This is a genomic window from Rhodospirillaceae bacterium, from assembly GCA_028819475.1.
GTDB lineage: Bacteria > Pseudomonadota > Alphaproteobacteria > Bin65 > Bin65 > Bin65.
This window is the reverse complement of the sequence record JAPPLJ010000025.1, coordinates 100,844-119,596: the sequence shown is the minus strand read 5'-3', so window position 1 is coordinate 119,596 and position 18,753 is coordinate 100,844. Positions and strand designations below refer to the sequence as shown.

Below are 18,753 nucleotides of genomic sequence, written 5' to 3'. Positions count from 1 at the left end.
GCCCTTGCCCGTTTCCCGATCGACCCTGCTGCAGGCCCCGAACCTGCTGACCCTCGGCCGGATCGCCCTCGTGCCCTTCTTCGTCGCCGCCTTCTGGCTGCCCGAGCCGGCGCTCCACTGGGCCGCCTTCGGGCTGTTCGCGCTCGCCGGCGTCACCGACTGGCTGGACGGCTGGCTGGCCCGGCGCACCGGTCAGGTGTCGGACTTCGGCCGGTTTCTCGACCCGATCGCCGACAAGATCCTGGTCGCGGCGGCGCTGGTCATGCTGGCGGCGACGGACCGGCTGTCGGACGCCGGCGTCATCGCCGCGCTGATTATCCTGGTGCGCGAACTGGCGGTCGCCGGCCTGCGCGAATTCCTTGCCGGCACGGCGGCGCTGCCGGTATCGCCGCTCGCCAAATGGAAGACGGCGGTGCAGTTCCTCGCCATCGCCGTGCTGCTGATCGCCGGCGCGTTCGCCGATGGCGCGGCGCTCGCTGTGGCGGGCGAGGCGCTGCTCTGGCTGGCCGCGCTGCTCGCCGTCGTCACCGGCGCGGCCTATCTGCGCGCCGGCCTGCGCCAGATGGACCGGTAGACCCGAGCGGGGCGGCGGATCACGCCGGGATCGGCGCGATGCCGAGGCGCTCGAACAGCGCCGCGTCGCGCGCGCGCTCCGGATTGGGCGTCGTCAACAGTTCGGGCCCGACGAAGATCGAATTCGCGCCGGCGAGAAAGGCCAGCGCCTGCATCTCGTCGGACATCCGCTCGCGTCCGGCGGAAAGGCGGACCACCGAACGCGGCATGGCGATCCGCGCCGCCGCGACCGTGCGCACGAACTCGAAGGGGTCGAGCGGATCGGTGCCGTTGAGCGGCGTGCCCGCGACCTGCACCAGCATGTTGATCGGTACGCTCTCCGGATGGGCCGGCAGGCTGGCGAGCGTGGCGATCATCGCCGCGCGGTCGTGCCGGGATTCGCCCATGCCGACGATGCCGCCGCAGCAGACCCGGATGCCGGCGTCGCGGACACGGGCCAGGGTCTCGAGCCGGTCGCGATAGGTCCGCGTCGTGACGATCTCGCCGTAATAGTCCTCGGACGTGTCGATATTGTGGTTGTAATAGTCGAGGCCGGCGTCGGCGAGGCGCGCCGCCTGGGCTGCGCTCAGCATGCCGAGGGTCGCGCAGGTCTCCATGCCCAGCGCCTTGACGCCGGCAACCATGGCCGCGACCGCCTCCAGGTCCCGGTCTTTCGGGCTGCGCCAGGCGGCGCCCATGCAGTAGCGCGTCGCGCCGGCATCGCGGGCGCGCCGGGCCTCGGCCAGCACCTTGTCGAGCGGCATCAGCTTCTCCGCCGCGACGCCGGTGTCGTAGAGCGCGCTCTGCGGACAGTAGGCGCAGTCCTCCGGGCAGCCGCCGGTCTTGACGCTCAGCAGCGTCGACAGCTGCACCCGGTTGGCGTCGAAGTGGCGGCGGTGCACGGTCTGGGCTCGGAAGACGAGATCGGCGAAGGGCAGCGCCAGGAGCGACTCGACCTCTTCGGCCGACCAGTCGTGCCGGAGACCGGGTAACGCCCCGGACGGCGGGTCCGTGCAGACCGCTCCGATTTCGTCCATGATCGGCTTTCTCAGGGTGCAACGGCGGCAGGATAGGGCCGTTCCCCGCCGGGTCAAGAAATCGGCATTCCGGAGGGGCCGCAGGGACGGGCGCGACTGCCCGGGCGACGCGACGCTCGGTTGCAGCCGGGCCCGGAAACGAAGCGGCGCGGCGCGCGTTGACTCCGTTTCGTAACATCCAATATGGTGCAGTGCGAAAAACGGGGGCCGGTCCGGATGCCGGAGCCGGCCTCCTGCCATACCGGATCGGATCAACGGACGCCGCCGGGCGCGACAACCCCGTCACCCAAAGGGGCGCCGCACCGGCCGCACTCTTTCGGAAAAGCCGCCGATGAAAGTCCTCGTCGCTGTCAAGCGCGTGATCGATTACAACGTGAAGGTCCGCGTGAAATCCGACGGCTCGGGCGTCGAGCTCGCGAACGTCAAGATGTCCATGAACCCGTTCGACGAGATCGGGGTCGAGGAGGCCGTGCGGATGAAGGAGGCCGGCGCGGCGAGCGAGATCGTCGCCATCAGCCTCGGCGTCCAGCAGTGCCAGGAAACCATCCGCACCGCGCTCGCCATGGGCGCCGACCGCGGCATCCATGTCGTGACCGACGATCCGCTGGAGCCGCTCGCCGTCGCCAAGCTGATCGCTGCCGCGGTCGCGAAGGAAAATCCCGACATGGTGATCCTGGGCAAGCAGGCGATCGACGACGACGCCAACCAGACCGGCCAGATGCTCGCCGCCCTGCTCGGCTGGCCGCAGGCGACCTTCGCCTCGGAAGTGACGGCAGAAAACGGCGGGCTGACGGTGACCCGCGAGGTCGACGGCGGACTGGAAACCATCAAAACGAGCCTGCCGGCGGTCGTCACCACCGATCTGCGCCTCAACGAGCCGCGCTACGCCTCGCTGCCCAACATCATGAAGGCGAAGAAGAAGCCGATCGACCGGCTGACTCCGGAGGAGCTCGGCGTCGATACCGCGCCGCGGCTGGAAGTCCTGAGCGTCGTCGAGCCGGAGAAGCGCGCCGGCGGCGTCAAGGTCGAGAGCGTGGCCGAACTGATCGGCAAACTGCAGAACGAAGCGAAGGTCATCTGACCGGCAGGATTTCGGCCGGCGGGGCGCTCCATGGCCCGGACCGGCGGACGGAAGGAGACGGCGGGACATGACGGTTCTCGTCCTTGCGGAACACGATAATGCCAGCCTGAACGTCGCGACGCTCAGCGCCGTAGCCGCCGCGCAGGATATGGGTGGCGACATCCACATGCTGGTCGCTGGCGAAACCTGCGGCGCCGTTGCGGAAGAGGCCGCCCGCGTCGGCGGCGTCGGCAAAGTGTTGCACGCCGACGGCCCGCATCTGGCGCACGGCCTGGCCGAAGACCTGGCGGCCCTGCTCGCCGGGCTGGCCGCCAATGGGGCCGGGGGCTATTCCCATCTGGTTGCGACGGCGACGACCCACGGCAAGAACGTCATGCCGCGGGTCGCGGCGCTGCTCGACGTGCAGCAGGTTTCCGACATCACCGGCGTCGAGAGCGCGGACACCTTCGTCCGGCCCATCTACGCCGGCAACGCGATGGCGACCGTGCGCTCGACCGACGGCGTCAAGGTCGTCACCGTGCGCCAGACCGCGTTCGACGCTGCCGACGCCGAGGGCGGCCCAATGACGGACGGGGCGGCCGTCGAGACGATCGACGCGGGCGCCCACGTCGAAGGCAGCGAGTTCGTCGGCCAGGCGCTTTCCAAATCCGACCGGCCGGAGCTGACCTCGGCCCGGGTCGTGATATCCGGCGGGCGGGGCATGCAATCGGGCGAGAATTTCCCGATGCTGGAGGAGGTGGCCGACAAGCTGGGCGCGGCGGTCGGCGCGTCGCGCGCCGCGGTCGACGCCGGCTTCGTGCCGAACGACTACCAGGTCGGCCAGACCGGCAAGGTGGTGGCGCCGGACCTCTACATCGCCGTCGGCATCTCGGGCGCGATCCAGCATCTCGCCGGCATGAAGGATTCGAAGGTCATCGTGGCGATCAACAAGGACGAGGAAGCGCCGATCTTCCAGGTCGCGGACTACGGTCTGGTCGCCGACCTGTTCAAGGCGGTGCCGGAATTATCGGCCGAACTGGACAATATCGAGGTGCGCAGGTAACGCTCCGGTGCGCGGCCGCCGTCCCCGACGGGCGGGCGGCCGCGGTGTTGAAAGGATCAGGACGCTGACAATCGAGAAAGTGGGCGTCATCGGCGCCGGCCAGATGGGCAACGGAATCGCGCACGTCTCGGCGCTGAACGGCTATGACGTCGTTCTGAACGACATCGACGAAGCCGCGCTGGACCGGGCGATGGCGACGATCCGGGGCAATCTGGAACGCCAGTTGCGCCGCGGGGTCATCGCCGACCGGGATATCGACGATGCGCTGTCGCGCATCGTGCCGTCCCTCGGACTCGAGGCGATGCAGGAATGCGACATCGTCATCGAGGCGGCGACCGAGGACGAGGCGACCAAGCGCGCCATCCTCAAGGATCTGTCCGGCAACCTGAAGCATGACGCGATCATCGCGTCCAACACCTCCTCCATCTCGATCACCCGCCTGGCCGCGGTGACCGACCGGCCCGAGCGTTTCATCGGCATGCATTTCATGAATCCGGTGCCGATGATGCAGCTGATCGAGCTGATCCGCGGCCTGGGGACGAACGAGGAAACCTACAAAACGGTCGCCAGTCTGGCGCGCAACCTGGGCAAGACCGTCGCCCAGTCCGAGGATTTCCCCGCCTTCATCGTCAACCGCATCCTGCTGCCGATGATCAACGAGGCGATCTACACGCTCTATGAGGGCGTCGGCACGGTGGAAGCCATCGACACGGCGATGAAGCTGGGCGCCAACCACCCGATGGGGCCGCTGGAGCTGGCCGACTTCATCGGCCTCGATACCGCGCTCGCCGTGATGCAGGTGCTCTATGACGGGCTGGCCGATTCGAAATACCGGCCCTGCCCGCTGCTGGTGAAATATGTCGAGGCCGGCTGGCTGGGCCGCAAGGTCAATCGCGGCTTCTACGACTATTCCGGCGATACGCCCGTCCCGACGCGGTAGACGCCCGCGGCCGCCGTATCGCCGGGGCCGCCCTTCGAAAGGACCGGGGTGAACCTGCGCGAAGACCCGGCGCGGCTGTGCGCCCACGCGGCGCTGGTCGATGTCCTGCACCGCCGGCTGCCGCTGGACAGCGCGCTGGCGCCGCGCCTGGACGGGTTGGCCGACGACCGGGATCGGCGCTTCGCCCACCGGCTCGTGCTCACGGTTCTGCGCCACCGCGGCATCCTGCAGGCCGCGGTCGACAGCCTGCTCGACCGGCCGTTGCCGGCCGGGCGGAATCGCGTGCACGTTCTGCTCGAAACCGGGCTCGCCCAGCTGCTGCTGCTCGACATCCCGGACCATGCGGCGGTTGACAGCAGCGTCGCGCTGGCCGGCCCGTTGCGGCTGGACAAATACCGCGCGCTGGTCAACGCCGTGTTGCGCCGGGCGCAGCGCGAGCGCGGCCGCCTCGAGGCGATGCTGGACGCGCCGTTCGCGGCGCTGCCCGAATGGCTGACCGCGCGCTGGATCGACCGGTTCGGGCCGGACGCCGCGGCCGGCATCGCCGGCGCCCTGCGCGCCGAACCGCCGCTCGACATCAGCGTCGCCCGCGACCCTGAGGGCTGGGCGGCGCGGCTGGGCGGCGCGGTTCTGGCCGGCAACACGGTGCGGCGGGCGAGCGGGCCGGTCACCAGCCTCGACGGCTACAGCGACGGCCGTAGCGGAGGGGGCGGCCACGACGGAGGGGGCGGCTGGTGGGTCCAGGACGCCGCGGCAGCCCTGCCGGCGCGCCTGCTTCCGGTGCCCGAAGACGGCCTCGTGCTCGATCTGTGCGCCGCGCCGGGGGGCAAGACGGCGCAACTGGCGGCTTCGGGCGCGCGGGTCGTCGCCGTCGACCGGTCGCCCCGGCGCCTGCACCGGCTGCGCGACAACTTGCGCCGGCTCGGGCTGGAGGCGGACATCGTGCCGGCCGACGCCGTTTCGTGGCGGCATCCGGAGCCGGTCGGTGCAATCCTGCTGGATGCGCCGTGCAGCGCCACCGGCACGCTGCGGCGCCGGCCCGACGTCGCGTGGACCAAGACGGCGGCCGATATCGCCGCGCTGGCCCGCGTGCAGGCGGGGCTGCTCGCCAACGCGGCGGCGCAACTGCGGCCCGGCGGCATCCTCGTCTATACCGTTTGTTCGCTGGAAGCCGAGGAGGGGCCGGACCGGATCGCCCGCCTGCTGGCCGAAAACCCGGCGCTGGAGCGCGTGCCGGTCGAGGCGTCGGCGCTCGGCCCGATGGCCCCTGCCGCGACGCCGGAGGGCGACGTGCAGACCCTGCCCTGCCATCTGGCGCAGACGGGCGGCATGGACGGCTTCTTCATCGCCCGGCTCAGGCGGCGCGCCTGAGCGAAATCCGGCCTGTTGACGGGGCCATGAACCGCACCGGGCCAATTCGCTTCATTTTCGCCGCCACTTCATTCAATTAGAGGAGGAATCCGCGACCTCCCCTCCGGCTCGTCCGGGAAAGCGCCCGTCATGGCAGAACCCGTGCTCATCGCCCCCTCGATCCTCTCGGCCGACTTCGCCCGCCTGGGCGAGGAAGTGCGCGCCATCGACGCCGCCGGCGCGGACTATATCCATATCGATATTATGGACGGCCATTTCGTACCGAACCTGACCATCGGGCCGGGCGTGGTGAAGGCGCTGCGCCCGCATTCCGACAGGCCCTTCGACGTCCATCTGATGGTCACGCCGGCCGATCCGTTCATCGACGCCTTCGCCGAGGCCGGCGCCGATATCGTCACGGTCCACGCCGAGGCCGGACCGCACCTCCACCGGACCCTCCAGAAAATCCGGAGCCTGGGCCGGAAGGCGGGCGTGTCCCTCAATCCCGGCACGCCGGCGGCGGCGGTCGAGCCGGTGCTGGACATGGTCGATCTGATCCTGGTCATGTCGGTCAACCCCGGCTTCGGTGGCCAGAGCTTCATCGCCTCCCAGCTCGACAAGCTGCGCACGCTGCGCCGCATGATCGAGGGGCAGGACCGGCCGATCGACCTCCAGGTGGATGGCGGGATCAACGCCGAAACGGCGCCGCTGGCGATTGCCGCGGGCGCCAGCGTCCTGGTTGCCGGCACCGCCGTTTTCGAGGGCGGGCCGGAGCGTTACGCGGCGAACATCCGCCGCCTGCGCGGTCACTGACGTGCGGCGGCGCTTCGTGGCCAGGGGCTATTCGATATCGGTACGGCGCGGCGTCGAGAGCCTGCGCATGCACCTTGCGGGCGCCTGGTACCGCAGCGCCCTCTACCAGTGGCGGCTCGGCGGTACGCGGGCGACCCAGGTCCTGCTGGTGCCGCACGATCCGTGGCCCGGCGATTCGGAGGTCGGCAAGGCGATCCTGCGCGGCGCCTTCAATTTCAGGAACGACAGGATCTGGCGCGGCGAGGAACTGCCGCTCGAGCCCCACGATTTCGCATGGCTGCGCGACCTGCGGGCGACCGGGTCCGACGCCGGCCGCCGGCTGGGCCGCGAACTGATGAGCGACTGGATCGACCGGTTCGGCCGGTACCACCATCATGGCTGGCGCGCCGATATCGCCGCCGAGCGGCTGATCAACTGGCTGAGCCAGTACGACTATTTCTGCCGGGGCGCGGAAGACCGGTTTCGCGACCGGGTTCTCCAGAGCGTCCACCGGCAGGCCAGGCATCTGTCGAACGTGACGCGCAAGACGACCCGCGGCGCCAGGAGGGTACGGGCCGCCAAGGGCCTGATCTATGTCGGCGCCTGCCTGCCCAGCGCCCATGCCCGGCTGTTCAGGGGCCTTACGCTGCTGGAGCATGAAATCGAGCACCGGATCCATGCCGACGGCGGCGTCGCCGAACGCTGTCCGACCCTGCAGCACGAAATCCTGCGCGACCTGATCGACGTGCGCAGCGTGCTGGCGTCGAGCCATCAGGACGCGTCGCCCGTGGTTCAGGGCGCCATCGACCGGGCGGCGCCGATGCTGCGCGGCATGCGCCTGGGCGACGGCGCGCTTGCCGTGTTCAACGGCAGCTTCGAAGAGCAGGACTGGCAGATCGACATGACGCTGAACCAGTCCGGCTCGACCGGGAACCCGCCGGAGCATCCGCCCCATACCGGCTTCCAGCGCGTCATCGCGGGGCGCACGATGGTCGTCATGGACACCGGCATGCCGCCGGCGCCCGGCCATGACGATCTGGCCCATGCCGGCCTCCTGAGCTTCGAGATGAGCGCCGGGCGGTCCCGTCTGATCGTCAATTGCGGCAGCTATTGGAAACGCAACAGCGACTGGGCCTTCGCCGGGCGGATCTCGGCGGCCCATTCGACGCTGGTCGTCGCGAACCGCAATTCGTCGCAACTGCACCGCAACGGCGGTCTGGGCCGGCGGCCGGCCAAGGTTGACGCCGACCGGAAGGACCTGCAGGGCGCCATCCTGATCGAGGGAAGCCATGACGGCTATGCGCCGGCCTTCGCCGTGGTCCACAGGCGGCGCCTTTACGTCTCGGCCAACGGCGAGGATGTCCGCGGACAGGATATCCTCTCCCGCCCCGAGCAATCGCGCCGCAATGCGGATGTCGAGTTCGCCGTCCGCTTCCATCTGCACCCGGACGTTTCCATCGATTCGATGTCGATCTGGGAAAAGGGCGGCCGGATCATCGATTTCAGCCGCCCGGGCGCGGGAAGCTGGCAATTCCACACCGAGAGCGGCGTCACGATCGGGGTCGAGGACAGCTTCTACCAGGGCATGCGCAACGAGCGGCAGCGGACCCGCCAGATCGTCCTGTCCGGCGAATATCGCGGCGCGGAGCCCCGCTCCGTGCGCTGGGCGATCCGGCGGCGCTGACGCGCTGTGAATTCCGGCGGGTCGGTTCCCGCCGGGGCAGTTGCGGCGCCCGGCGGCTCAGAGCGACCAGCGGCGGACGGTCTCCGGCAGGGCGAGCCCGCGCCACATCCCCTTGATATCGGCGAGCAGGCCGCCGTCGCGCAGCAGCCGGCGGAGATCGGCGGCGCCCAGGTCGCGGTAGGGATCGTGCATGACGGCGCCGACGACGGCGTCGTAGGGCCCGCCGGCCAGATCCGGCACCAGCGCGATGCCGTGCGCCCGCTGCGCCTCTTCCGGATCGGCGAAGGCGTCGTGGACCCGGACGGTGTGGCCGGCGGCGGACAGCGCGCGGACGATATCGATGACGCCGGTGTTGCGCAGGTCGGGCACGTTCTCCTTGAACGCAAGCCCGAGGATCAGGATGTCCGACGGTTTGCCGAGTGCGGCGTGGACCGATTGCGCCACATAGCGTCCCATGCCGTCGTTGATCCGCCGGCCGGCCAGGGTGATCTCCGGATCGTGGCCGACCTGCGCCGCCTTGTGCGCCAGATAGTAGGGATCGATGCCGACGCAGTGGCCGCCGACCAGGCCGGGCGCGAAGGGCAGGAAGTTCCATTTCGTGCGCGCGGCATCGAGCACGTCGTAGGCGGACAGGCCCAGCTTGTTGAAGATCATCGCCGCCTCGTTGACGAAGGCGATGTTGATGTCGCGCTGGGCGTTCTCGATCACCTTGGCCGCCTCGGCGGTCCTGATATCCCGGGCGACGAACACCTTGCCGCCGGTCACCTTGCCGTAGACGGCGGCCAGCATGCCGGCGACCTCGGCGGTTTCGCCGGCCACGACCTTGGTGAGCTCGGCCAGCCCGTGCTCCCGGTCGCCCGGATTCATGCGCTCCGGCGAGTAGCCGAGGAAGAAATCGGCGCCGGCGGCGAGGCCGGAGGCCCGCTCCAGGATCGGCCGGCAGACTTCTTCGGTCGCGCCCGGATAAACGGTGCTTTCGAGGACGACGGTTGCGCCGGGGCGCAGATGGGCGCCGACGGCCTCCATGGCAGCCCGGGCGGCGCCCAGGTCCGGCGCGTTGCGCGCATCGACCGGTGTCGGCACCGCGACGATGAACAGGCCGGCGCCGGCCATCGCCGCGGGATCGGCGGAAAAGCGTGCCGATGTCGCCGCTAGCGCCTCGTCCGGCACTTCGCGCGTGACATCCCGCCCGGCGCGCAGGGCGGCGATCCGCTCCGGGTCCCGGTCGATCCCGGCAACGTCGAAATGCCGGGCCAGCGCCACGGCAAGCGGCAGGCCGACATAGCCCAGGCCGATAACGGCGATCCGGTCGGGAAGTTCCATGCTGGCGAAACGTCTCCTGCGTCGAGGGTGCGGCCGCCGCACGGCGGCCAAAGCCGTTATGCGCCGCCCGCGCCATCCGGCATGTGCGGCATTTTCTTCGCCGGGCGCGTTGGCCGGATCTCCTTTCTCCAAGGGCTTCTTCTGCAAATGGCTGCAAACCGAATTCGACAGAGAAAGCAACGCATTCCCCCTCCCCTTGGGGGAGGGGGTTAGGGGGAGGGGTCCGCGGAACCTGACGCTGCGTCGGGATCGGACGTCGGTGCGGCGGCTGACGACCCCTCCCCTAGCCCCTCCCCCAAGGGGTGGGGGAATCGGTCGGTGGCGATGGGGGTCGTGACCGCAATGCGCAATCCGGGTTAGATTCGGTGCCCCTTTCCGCCCGCCGTTTCCCGGCCGAGGACCGATGACCGACCCCCTTCCCATCGCCCGCGCGCTGATCTCGGTGTCCGACAAGACCGGCCTCGCCGGCCTGGCGGAGGCGCTGGCGGCGCGGGGCGTCGAGATCCTGTCGACCGGCGGCACGGCGCAGGCGTTGCGCAACGCCGGCATCGCCGTGACCGACGTGTCCGCCCATACCGGCCATCCGGAAATCCTCGACGGCCGGGTCAAGACGCTCCATCCGGCGATTCACGGCGGCATCCTCGCCCGGCGCGACGACGCGGATCACCGGGCGGCGCTGGCGGCGCACGGCATCGGCGCGATCGATCTGGTCGCCGTCAACCTCTACCCGTTCGAGGACACCGTCGCCGGCGGCGGCGATTTTGCGGCCTGCGTCGAAAATATCGATATCGGCGGCCCGGCGCTGATCCGGGCGGCGGCGAAAAACCACGAATTCGTGACGGTCCTGACCGATCCGGCCGACTATCCGACGTTCTTGAACGATTACAATGAAAACGACGGGGCGATTTCCGCCGAACTGCGCCGGAGCCTGGCGGCGCGGGCCTATGCCCGGACCGCGGCCTACGATTCGGCGATTTCCCGCTGGTTCGCCGCGCAGGACGGCGAGCCGTTTCCGGAGCGGCTGACCGTCTCCGGCCGCCGCCGGCAAATTCTGCGCTACGGCGAGAACCCGCACCAGGAAGCCGCATTCTATGCAGACGGTAGCGCGCCTTACGGCATTGCGGACGCGGTGCAGGTCCAGGGCAAGGCGCTAAGCTACAACAATATCAACGATGCCGACGCGGCCTGGGAGCTGGCGGCGGAATTCGACCGGCCGACGGTCGCCATTATCAAGCACGCCAACCCGTGCGGCGTCGCCAGCGCCGATTCGGTCGCCGACGCCTGGCCGCTGGCGCTCGCCTGCGACCCGGTCAGCGCCTTCGGCGGCATCGTCGCCTGCAACCGGCCGCTCGACGGCGCCGCGGCGGAGCGGATCGCGGAAATTTTCTCCGAAGTCATCGTCGCGCCCGACGCCGACACCGAGGCGCGGCGCATCCTGGGCGACAAGCCGAATCTCCGCCTGCTGCTGACCGAACACATGCCCGATCCGGCGGCGGACCGGCTGACAGTGCGCAGCGTCGGCGGCGGGTTCCTCGTCCAGTCGCGCGACGCCGCCGTGACCGCGGGCGACCTCGCCGTGAAGACCCGCCGGGTGCCGACCAAGACCGAAGTGGCGGACATGCTGTTCGCCTTCACGGTGTGCAAGCATGTCAAATCCAACGCCATCGTCTATGCGAAGGACCGGCGGACCGTCGGCATCGGCGCCGGCCAGATGAGCCGGGTCGATTCCGCCCGGATCGCGGCGCAGAAGGCGGCGGACGCCGCCCGCGCCGCCGGGCTTGAGGAATCGCCCGCCAAGGGCTCGGTCGTGGCCTCCGACGCCTTCTTCCCGTTCGCCGACGGGCTGCTCGCAGCGGCGGACGCCGGCGCGACGGCGGTCATCCAGCCCGGCGGCTCGGTGCGCGACGACGAGGTGATCGCGGCGGCCGACGAACGCGGCCTCGCCATGGTGTTCACCGGCCTGCGGCACTTCCGGCACTGAGCGCGCCGGTTATTCCGGGACCGCCTCCTCCGGCGCAACCTTCCCGGTATCGACCTTCAGCAGGATCACGGCGCCGATCACCAGGAATGGCACGACGGTCGCCATGCCCCAACGCGGGCCCGCGGCCAGGGTGACGGCGCCGAAAATCCACGGGCCGAGAAAGGCCGTGCATTTTCCGGCAAAGGCGTAGAGCCCGAACATCTCGGCCTCCTGCCCCCGGGGCGCGAGATGGCTCATCAGCGAGCGGCTTGCCGCTTGGGCCGGGCCGAAAAACAGGCCCATGATCCCGCCGAGGACGTAGAACCAGGTCTTGTCGCCGACAAACAGCATCGGGATGCCGCAAACCGTGACGCCGGCGACGCCCAGAAGCACGGTCGACTTGGCGCCCAGCCGGTCGTCCAGCCAGGCGAAGGCGAAGGCGCCGAGGCCGGCCGTGACATTTACGATGATGCCGAATATCAGGACCTCCGCCGTGCCCATGCCGAAGACCGTGGCGGCGTAGATCGCCCCGACGGCGAAGATCGTGTTCAGTCCGTCCACATAGAAGATCCGGGCGATCAGGAAGCGCGCGATGTTGGCGTGCTTGCGGACATTGGCCAGGGTGTTGCCCAGCGTGCGCAGCCCGGCGCCGACCGCCCGGCCCATGGGCAGCCCTGCCCCCGGCGTATCCGCGGTGAGAAAGAACAGCGGCAGGCTGAAGACCAGCGCCCACGCGGCGACGATCGGCCCGGCGATCCGGATATGCTCGGCGGCAGACTTGTCGAGCCCGAAGGGCGCGACCTGCGGCTGCACGAAAACGAACAGCAGCAGGACCAGGCAGGCCAGGCCGCCGATATAGCCCAGCCCCCACGACCAGCCGGAGAGCCGGCCGATATGGCTCGCCGGGGCGAGGCCGGGCAGCATGGCGTTGTAGAAGACGAGGCCCATCTCGAACCCGATCACGCCGATGAAGGCCGCCGTGAGCACGAGGACCGTCGAGTCGACGCCCGGCGCGCCCCACCACAGCGCGGCCGACGCGGCGACCATGACCAGAGTCCAGAACACGATCCAGGCCTTGCGGCCCTTGCCGTGATCGGCGATGGCGCCGAGGATCGGGCTGAGGATCGCCATGACGAAGGCCGCCGCGCCTTGGGTGAACGCCCATTGCGAGGCGCCGGTCGTCTTGTCCGGCGCGATGGCGCCGGCGAAATAGGCCGCGAAGATGAAGGTCGTGACGACAGTGGTAAACGGCGAGTTCGCCCAGTCGTAGAGCGCCCAGCCGAAGGCGGATTTGCGCCCGCCGGTCCAGATCGGGCGGGCCGTCACCTCACCCGCTTCCAGATCTGGGACTTGCAGCGTATCCATTTGCAGCCGCTGACCTTCAGGGTATCGCGGTCGTTCATTTCCATTTCCGACCTGAAGGTCTTACCGGTCTTCGGACTGTAAATCTTGCCGTCGTCCCATACGCCGTCCGTCGGTTCCTGCGGGAACCCGGTCAGCACGGGCAGCCCAAGGATCGGCCGGGACCGCAGCGACTCTTCTTCGTTCCTGGCGTCCCGCAGCGGCTGGCCCTTCTTGTTGTTCGGCTCCTTGAGCCAGACGATCCGGCCACACAGCCTGTCGCCGCACGGCGCGATCTCGACATGCGAGTTACCGCCGGGGGTGAGCCAGACCCCTCTGGGATCCGCGCCGGGATCGGCTGCGGCAGCGGCGCCGAAAGCGAGGCAGAAAACTGCCGCAAATGCAGGCAGATATCTTGCCGGCATCATGGACTGTATCTCCTCGGATCGCAGCCGCCCGCCCGAACGGCGGATCCGCTCCTCGAAGACAGGGGGGCGCCGACACGACGAAGGCGGGAGGGGCGGCGCACAATCTCCGGTTATGGGGCCTCCGGTTATAAGGCATTCCGGCCGACGACAAAAACGGAAATCCGAGCGCGCGGCGCCTGCAGCCGCGGCGCGGTCCTGGATCGCTCTTTTTATATGTTCGCTCGTTTATGTATCGTCGAGCAGCGCAAGTGCCTGTGCCGGATCGATTTTTCCGTCATAGAGCGCCCGGCCGCAGATGACGCCCGCGATGCCGCTCGCCGCTTCCTGCTTCAGCGCCCGGAGATCGCCCAGCCCGGCGACGCCGCCCGAGGCGATGACAGGCGCCCCGACCGCCCGGGCGAGCGCCGCCGTCGCCGCGACGTTGACCCCCCGGAGCGCGCCGTCGCGCTCGATATCGGTATAGACGATGGCGGCGACGCCGGCATCCTCGAACGACCGGGCGAGATCGACCGCCGTCACGTCGGAGGTCTCGAGCCAGCCCTGGGTGGCGACCCGGCCGCCGCGCGCGTCGATGCCGACGGCGATCCGGCCGGGAAAGGCGCGCGCCGCCTGCCGCACCAGGGCAGGCTCGCGCAGCGCGGCCGTGCCGAGGATGACCCGGGCCAGGCCGCGATCCAGCCACATCTCGATCCCGGCCATGTCGCGGATGCCGCCGCCGAGCTGGACCGGGATCGACACCGCGCCGAGGACCGCCTCGACGCCCGCCCGGTTGACGGCCCGGCCTTCGGCGGCGCCGTTCAGATCGACGACGTGCAGCCAGCGGAAACCCTGGGCCTGGAAGCGCGCCGCCTGGTCGGCCGGGTCGTCGTTGAAGACGGTTTCCTGCGCGAAATCGCCCTTGAGCAGCCGGACGCAGCGGCCGTCCTTGAGGTCGATGGCCGGATACAGGATCATCCCGGCCCGCCGGTTCCTTCGCCGGATGTCGCGTCGGGGGTCGTGTTGGGTGTCGCGTCGGGCGCCGCGTTCAGGTCCTTCCAGTAATACAGGCCGGCGACCGGCTTGCCCTCGACCCGGGCGTAGAAGGGATTGCGGCCCCAGCGGACGTAGCCGTGGGTCTCGTACAGCCGGATCGCCCGCTTCTGCGTCGCGCGGACATCGAGGGCGATGACGTCGAACCCTTCGTTGCGCGCCAGCACTTCGGCCTTTTCCATCAGCATTCGGGCGAGGCCGTGGCCGCGTGCCCAGGGCGCGATGAAGGCGTGTTCGAGCTGCACGGCGAAGGCCCGCGCCTCGTTGTTCGGCGGCGGCCGGACCAGCTGCGCCGCGCCGCAGATCGTGCCGTCGATCCGGGCGACGATCAGGATGCGCTCGGGCACGACCAGAACGCCCTTCCAATAGCTCTCCAGCACGTTGCGCTCCGGTGCGCGCAGCCAGCCGAAGCCGCCGCCGGCGTCGATCGCGCTCTCCGCGGCGTCGCAGATATCGTGCAGATCGCCCGGTTCGAAGCGGGTGACGACCTCGACACCGAGGATCGACTTGGGCGCAACCCGCCCCAGCGGGCCGGGGAGCGGCGGGCCGGTGGGCAAGACGCCGGCGGGCGGCGGGGCGCTGCGCCGGGCGGCGCGCCCGCTCTGCCGCCCCTTGCGCGAAGCGCCGCTCACGGCCGCCACGCCAGGAAGTTGGCGATCAGGCGCAGGCCGGCCTGCTGGCTCTTCTCGGGATGGAACTGGGTGCCGACCAGATTGTCCCGCCCGACGATGGCCGCGACCGGCCCGCCATAGTCGCAGGTCGCCAGCAGGTCGGCCTCGTCCGCGCATCGGTAGCCGTAGGAATGCACGAAATAGGCATGGTCGCCGTCCGCCAGGCCGGCCAGCACCGGATGGCCGCCGCGGTTCGCCCCGCCGTCGTGACTGCTGCCGCGACCGTTGTCGTGAAATCTCAGGTCGTTCCAGCCCATATGGGGGATCTTGAGGTCCGGATCGCCGGGTTCGAGGGCCGCGACCTCGCCCGGCACCCAGCCGAAGCCCGGCGTTTCGCCATGCTCCAGTCCGCGGTCGGCGAGCAGCTGCATGCCGACGCAAATGCCGAGGAAGGGCGCGCCGCGCCCCTTAACGGCCTCGCTCAGCGCCTCGACCATGCCGTCCAGCGCGTGCAGGCCGGCCCGGCAGTCGGCGAAGGCGCCCTGGCCGGGCAGCACGACATGGCTCGCCCGCGCGACCCGGTCGGCATCGCCGGTCGCGACGACCGTCAGGCCGGCGCCCGTCTCTCCGGCCATGCGGATAAAGGCCTTTTCCGCCGAGCGCAGATTGCCGGCGCCGTAATCGACGATGGCGACGCCGCCGGCCACTAGGGCCTCCGGTCCGCCGCGGCGCTACAGGGAACCACCCAGCACCCCCTTGGTGGAGGGCACGGCGTCCGCCTTGCGCGGATCGGGCTCGATGGCGCTGCGCAGCGACCGGGCCAGCCCCTTGAAGCAGCTCTCGACGATATGGTGGTTGTTCTCGCCATAGAGATTCTCGACATGGAGCGTGATGCCGGCGGCCTGGGCGAAGGCCTGGAACCATTCCTTGAACAATTCCGTATCCATCTCGCCGAGCTTGGGCTTGGAGAAACCGACCTTCCAGATCAGGTAGGGCCGGTTCGAGCAGTCGAGCGCGACCCGGGTCAGCGTCTCGTCCATCGGAATCAGCGCGTCGCCGTAGCGCCGGATGCCCTTGCGGTCGCCAAGCGCCCGGCTGACCGCCTCGCCGATCGCGATGCCGGTGTCCTCGGTAGTGTGGTGGAAATCGATGTGCAGGTCGCCGACCGCCTTCAATTCGAGATCGATCAGCGAATGGCGCGACAGCTGCTCCATCATGTGATCGAGGAAGCCGATCCCGGTATCGACGCTGTAGTCGCCGCTGCCGTCGAGGTTGAGCGACACCTCGATCTGGGTTTCCTTGGTCCGCCGCGCGACCGATGCGGTGCGCGCTGCCACGGTTCCGGGGGCGGGTTCGGGGCTGATGGCCTGGTTCATCGTCGGTCTCCGGCAGTCCTGGCCCGTTCATACCATTCCGGCGGGCCGGCGGGCCACGTTTGAAGCGCGCCGCGCCGGCTCTCGCGCCCCAATGTAGGTCGTCCCGGGCCGCGGGCCGAGGCCCCAACCGGGACGGGGCCGCATCCGGCCCATGTTGACCCGCGCCGCGGTCTCGCCACATAGAGGGCGGCATGAGCGATCCCGACACCCTCCTGTTCCACGGCACGACGATCCTCTCGGTCCGGCGCGGCGGCGACGTCGTGGTGGCCGGCGACGGCCAGGTCACCTTCGGCAACACCGTGCTCAAGGGCGGCGCGCGCAAGGTGCGGCGGCTGGGCGACGGCAAGGTGGTGGTCGGCTTTGCCGGCGCCACGGCGGACGCCTTCGCCCTGTTCGAGCGGCTTGAGGGCAAGCTGGAGCAGCATCCGGGACAATTGACCCGGGCCTGCGTGGAAATGGCCAAGGACTGGCGCACCGACCGCTATCTGCGCCGGCTGGAGGCCATGATGGCGGTGGCCGACAGGGACGTCTCCCTGGTGCTCACCGGTAACGGCGACGTGCTGGAGCCCGAGGACGGCCTGATCGGCATCGGCAGCGGCGGCCCCTACGCCCTGGCGGCGGCCAAGGCGCTGATGGCGGAGACCGAGCTGCCGGCCGAGGAGGTCGCGCGCCGGGCCATGGGCATCGCCGCCGACATCTGCATCTATACCAACGACCAGATCGTGATCGAGCGCGTATGACCGGCTATACCCCGACCGCCTTCAGCCCGCGCGAGATCGTCTCGGAGCTCGACCGCTTCATCGTCGGCCAGAAAGACGCCAAGAAGGCGGTGGCCGTGGCGTTGCGCAACCGCTGGCGGCGCCAGCAGCTCGACGACGCGATGAAGGAAGAGGTGCTGCCCAAGAACATCCTGATGATCGGCCCGACCGGCTGCGGCAAGACCGAGATCGCCCGCCGGCTCGCCCGCCTCGCCAACGCGCCCTTCCTCAAGGTCGAGGCGACCAAATTCACCGAGGTCGGCTATGTCGGCCGGGATGTCGAGCAGATCGTGCGCGACCTGGTCGAGATCGCCATCGGCATGACCCGCGAACGGCTGCGCAAGTCGGTCACCGCCCGGGCCGAGATGGCGGCCGAGGAGCGGGTGCTCGACGCGCTGGTCGGCGAGAACGCGCGCAAGGACACCCGCGAGAGCTTCCGCAAGCGGCTGCGCGCCGGCGAACTGGACGGCAAGGAGATCGAACTGGAGGTGCGCGACAGCCGCGGCGGCGGCCTGCCGACCTTCGACATTCCCGGCATGCCGGGCGCACAGATGGGCATGATCAACCTCAACGACATGCTCGGCAAGGCGCTGGGCGGCGCGACCAAGACCAAGCGGCTGAGCGTCGGCGAGAGCTACGAACTGCTGATGGCCGAGGAGAGCGACAACCTGCTCGACGAGGACCAGGTCGTCACCGAGGCGATCGACCTGGTCGAGCAGAACGGCATCGTCTTCCTCGACGAGATCGACAAGATCACCGGCCGGTCGGAGCGGATCGGCGGCGCCGACGTCAGCCGCGAGGGCGTGCAGCGCGACCTGTTGCCGCTGATCGAGGGCACGACGGTGGCGACCAAGCACGGGCCGGTGCGCAGCGACCACATCCTGTTCATCGCCTCGGGCGCCTTCCACCTCGCCAAGCCGTCGGACATGCTGCCCGAACTGCAGGGAAGGCTGCCGATCCGGGTCGAGCTCAAGGCGCTCGACGTCGACGACTTCGTGCGCATCCTGAGCGAGACCGAGAACAGCCTGCCCCTGCAATACAAGGCGCTGATGCAGACCGAGGAGGTGACCCTGGAGTTCAGCGAGGAGGCGATCGCCGAGATCGCGCGCTACTCCGCCGAGGTCAACAGCAGCGTCGAGAATATCGGCGCGCGCCGGCTGCACACCGTGATGGAGCGGCTCCTGGAGGAGATCAGCTTCTCGGCCACCGAGCGCAGCGGCGAAACCATCGCCATCGACGCCGACTACGTCCGCGACCAGGTCGCGGATCTGGCGAAGGACGCGGATCTGAGCCGGTTTATTTTGTAGGGGGTGGCGGGAAGGCGTTTTCCGCCTCCGGCCGAAAACCAACCATTGTTTCCCCGGACGGAGCGGAGCGACGATCCGGAGACCAAGGGCCACAGGCATGGGCCTTTCGGGTCGGCCCTGGGCCCCGGATCAAGTCCGGGGC

18 protein-coding genes are annotated in these 18,753 nt (G+C 69.7%); 10 read left to right on the top strand and 8 right to left on the bottom strand.

Annotation, left to right across the window (positions count from 1 at the left end):
* The first annotated feature begins 4 nt into the window (after window positions 1–4).
* Entirely contained in the window at window positions 5–574 is a 570-nt protein-coding gene (pgsA, locus tag OXM58_06660; protein ID MDE0148037.1) for a CDP-diacylglycerol--glycerol-3-phosphate 3-phosphatidyltransferase, read from the top strand.
* A 19-nt stretch (window positions 575–593) separates the two neighbouring features.
* Here the strand turns inward: pgsA and bioB are convergent, their stop codons facing one another.
* Window positions 594–1,589 (bottom strand): biotin synthase BioB, encoded by a 996-nt coding sequence (gene bioB / locus OXM58_06655; protein ID MDE0148036.1) that lies wholly within the window; start codon window positions 1,587–1,589, stop codon window positions 594–596.
* Between the two features lie 331 nt (window positions 1,590–1,920).
* On the opposite strand from bioB, the gene OXM58_06650 reads away from it, so the two are divergent.
* The 6 genes from OXM58_06650 (at window position 1,921) to OXM58_06625 (ending at window position 8,478) form a co-directional block, all read left to right on the top strand.
* A complete protein-coding gene (locus OXM58_06650) occupies window positions 1,921–2,670 on the top strand; it encodes an electron transfer flavoprotein subunit beta/FixA family protein (protein ID MDE0148035.1) in 750 nt (249 codons plus the stop codon).
* Window positions 2,671–2,737: 67 nt separating this feature from the next.
* Window positions 2,738–3,712 (top strand): FAD-binding protein, encoded by a 975-nt coding sequence (locus tag OXM58_06645; protein MDE0148034.1) that lies wholly within the window; start codon window positions 2,738–2,740, stop codon window positions 3,710–3,712.
* 70 nt (window positions 3,713–3,782) lie between these two features.
* Window positions 3,783–4,652 carry a 3-hydroxybutyryl-CoA dehydrogenase gene (locus tag OXM58_06640; GenBank protein ID MDE0148033.1) on the top strand — a complete coding sequence of 290 codons (870 nt, stop codon included), beginning with the start codon at window positions 3,783–3,785 and terminating at the stop codon, window positions 4,650–4,652.
* Window positions 4,653–4,700: 48 nt separating this feature from the next.
* A complete protein-coding gene (locus OXM58_06635) occupies window positions 4,701–6,023 on the top strand; it encodes an MFS transporter (protein MDE0148032.1) in 1,323 nt (440 codons plus the stop codon).
* Window positions 6,024–6,152: 129 nt separating this feature from the next.
* Complete coding sequence (gene rpe / locus OXM58_06630) at window positions 6,153–6,815, top strand: ribulose-phosphate 3-epimerase (GenBank protein MDE0148031.1); 663 nt, start codon at window positions 6,153–6,155, stop codon at window positions 6,813–6,815.
* 16 nt (window positions 6,816–6,831) lie between these two features.
* Complete coding sequence (locus tag OXM58_06625) at window positions 6,832–8,478, top strand: heparinase II/III family protein (GenBank protein MDE0148030.1); 1,647 nt, start codon at window positions 6,832–6,834, stop codon at window positions 8,476–8,478.
* Between the two features lie 57 nt (window positions 8,479–8,535).
* On the opposite strand, the gene OXM58_06620 is transcribed toward OXM58_06625, so the two are convergent.
* Window positions 8,536–9,801, bottom strand: coding sequence for a nucleotide sugar dehydrogenase (locus OXM58_06620; GenBank protein MDE0148029.1), 1,266 nt, complete (start codon window positions 9,799–9,801; stop codon window positions 8,536–8,538).
* Between the two features lie 403 nt (window positions 9,802–10,204).
* On the opposite strand from OXM58_06620, the gene purH reads away from it, so the two are divergent.
* Entirely contained in the window at window positions 10,205–11,782 is a 1,578-nt protein-coding gene (purH, locus tag OXM58_06615) for a bifunctional phosphoribosylaminoimidazolecarboxamide formyltransferase/IMP cyclohydrolase (GenBank protein MDE0148028.1), read from the top strand.
* A gap of 9 nt (window positions 11,783–11,791) precedes the next feature.
* On the opposite strand, the gene OXM58_06610 is transcribed toward purH, so the two are convergent.
* The 6 genes from OXM58_06610 to hisB form a co-directional block, all read right to left on the bottom strand.
* On the bottom strand, window positions 11,792–13,087 hold the full coding sequence (locus OXM58_06610) for an MFS transporter (GenBank protein ID MDE0148027.1): 1,296 nt from the start codon (window positions 13,085–13,087) through the stop codon (window positions 11,792–11,794).
* Window positions 13,084–13,530 carry a DUF2147 domain-containing protein gene (locus OXM58_06605; GenBank protein MDE0148026.1) on the bottom strand — a complete coding sequence of 149 codons (447 nt, stop codon included), beginning with the start codon at window positions 13,528–13,530 and terminating at the stop codon, window positions 13,084–13,086. The genes OXM58_06610 and OXM58_06605 overlap by 4 nt, the downstream gene beginning before the upstream one ends.
* A 225-nt stretch (window positions 13,531–13,755) precedes the next feature.
* Window positions 13,756–14,484: a 1-(5-phosphoribosyl)-5-[(5-phosphoribosylamino)methylideneamino]imidazole-4-carboxamide isomerase gene (gene hisA, locus OXM58_06600; protein ID MDE0148025.1), complete on the bottom strand. Its 729-nt coding sequence runs from the start codon at window positions 14,482–14,484 to the stop codon at window positions 13,756–13,758.
* Window positions 14,481–15,062 (bottom strand): GNAT family N-acetyltransferase, encoded by a 582-nt coding sequence (locus OXM58_06595; GenBank protein MDE0148024.1) that lies wholly within the window; start codon window positions 15,060–15,062, stop codon window positions 14,481–14,483. The genes hisA and OXM58_06595 overlap by 4 nt, the downstream gene beginning before the upstream one ends.
* Before the next feature lie 125 nt (window positions 15,063–15,187).
* Window positions 15,188–15,877 (bottom strand): imidazole glycerol phosphate synthase subunit HisH, encoded by a 690-nt coding sequence (hisH, locus tag OXM58_06590; GenBank protein MDE0148023.1) that lies wholly within the window; start codon window positions 15,875–15,877, stop codon window positions 15,188–15,190.
* A gap of 24 nt (window positions 15,878–15,901) precedes the next feature.
* The gene (gene hisB, locus OXM58_06585; protein MDE0148022.1) at window positions 15,902–16,546 is read right to left on the bottom strand and encodes an imidazoleglycerol-phosphate dehydratase HisB; all 645 of its coding nucleotides are present in this window, start codon (window positions 16,544–16,546) and stop codon (window positions 15,902–15,904) included.
* A gap of 191 nt (window positions 16,547–16,737) precedes the next feature.
* Between hisB and hslV the strand changes: the two genes are divergently transcribed.
* Window positions 16,738–17,286, top strand: coding sequence for an ATP-dependent protease subunit HslV (hslV, locus tag OXM58_06580; GenBank protein ID MDE0148021.1), 549 nt, complete (start codon window positions 16,738–16,740; stop codon window positions 17,284–17,286).
* Window positions 17,283–18,611, top strand: coding sequence for an ATP-dependent protease ATPase subunit HslU (gene hslU / locus OXM58_06575; GenBank protein MDE0148020.1), 1,329 nt, complete (start codon window positions 17,283–17,285; stop codon window positions 18,609–18,611). The genes hslV and hslU overlap by 4 nt, the downstream gene beginning before the upstream one ends.
* Window positions 18,612–18,753: the final 142 nt, after the last annotated feature.

Bases quoted from the DNA above. Each gene is read 5' to 3' on its own strand.
- purH (MDE0148028.1), top strand. From the start codon at position 10,205: ATGACCGACCCCCTTCCCATCGCCCGCGCGCTGATCTCGGTGTCCGAC.
- hisB (MDE0148022.1), bottom strand. From the start codon at position 16,546: ATGAACCAGGCCATCAGCCCCGAACCCGCCCCCGGAACCGTGGCAGCG.
- OXM58_06650 (MDE0148035.1), top strand. From the start codon at position 1,921: ATGAAAGTCCTCGTCGCTGTCAAGCGCGTGATCGATTACAACGTGAAG.
- OXM58_06620 (MDE0148029.1), bottom strand. From the start codon at position 9,801: ATGGAACTTCCCGACCGGATCGCCGTTATCGGCCTGGGCTATGTCGGC.
- hslU (MDE0148020.1), top strand. From the start codon at position 17,283: ATGACCGGCTATACCCCGACCGCCTTCAGCCCGCGCGAGATCGTCTCG.
- bioB (MDE0148036.1), bottom strand. From the start codon at position 1,589: ATGGACGAAATCGGAGCGGTCTGCACGGACCCGCCGTCCGGGGCGTTA.
- OXM58_06605 (MDE0148026.1), bottom strand. From the start codon at position 13,530: ATGATGCCGGCAAGATATCTGCCTGCATTTGCGGCAGTTTTCTGCCTC.
- hslV (MDE0148021.1), top strand. From the start codon at position 16,738: ATGAGCGATCCCGACACCCTCCTGTTCCACGGCACGACGATCCTCTCG.
- rpe (MDE0148031.1), top strand. From the start codon at position 6,153: ATGGCAGAACCCGTGCTCATCGCCCCCTCGATCCTCTCGGCCGACTTC.
- hisA (MDE0148025.1), bottom strand. From the start codon at position 14,484: ATGATCCTGTATCCGGCCATCGACCTCAAGGACGGCCGCTGCGTCCGG.
- OXM58_06645 (MDE0148034.1), top strand. From the start codon at position 2,738: ATGACGGTTCTCGTCCTTGCGGAACACGATAATGCCAGCCTGAACGTC.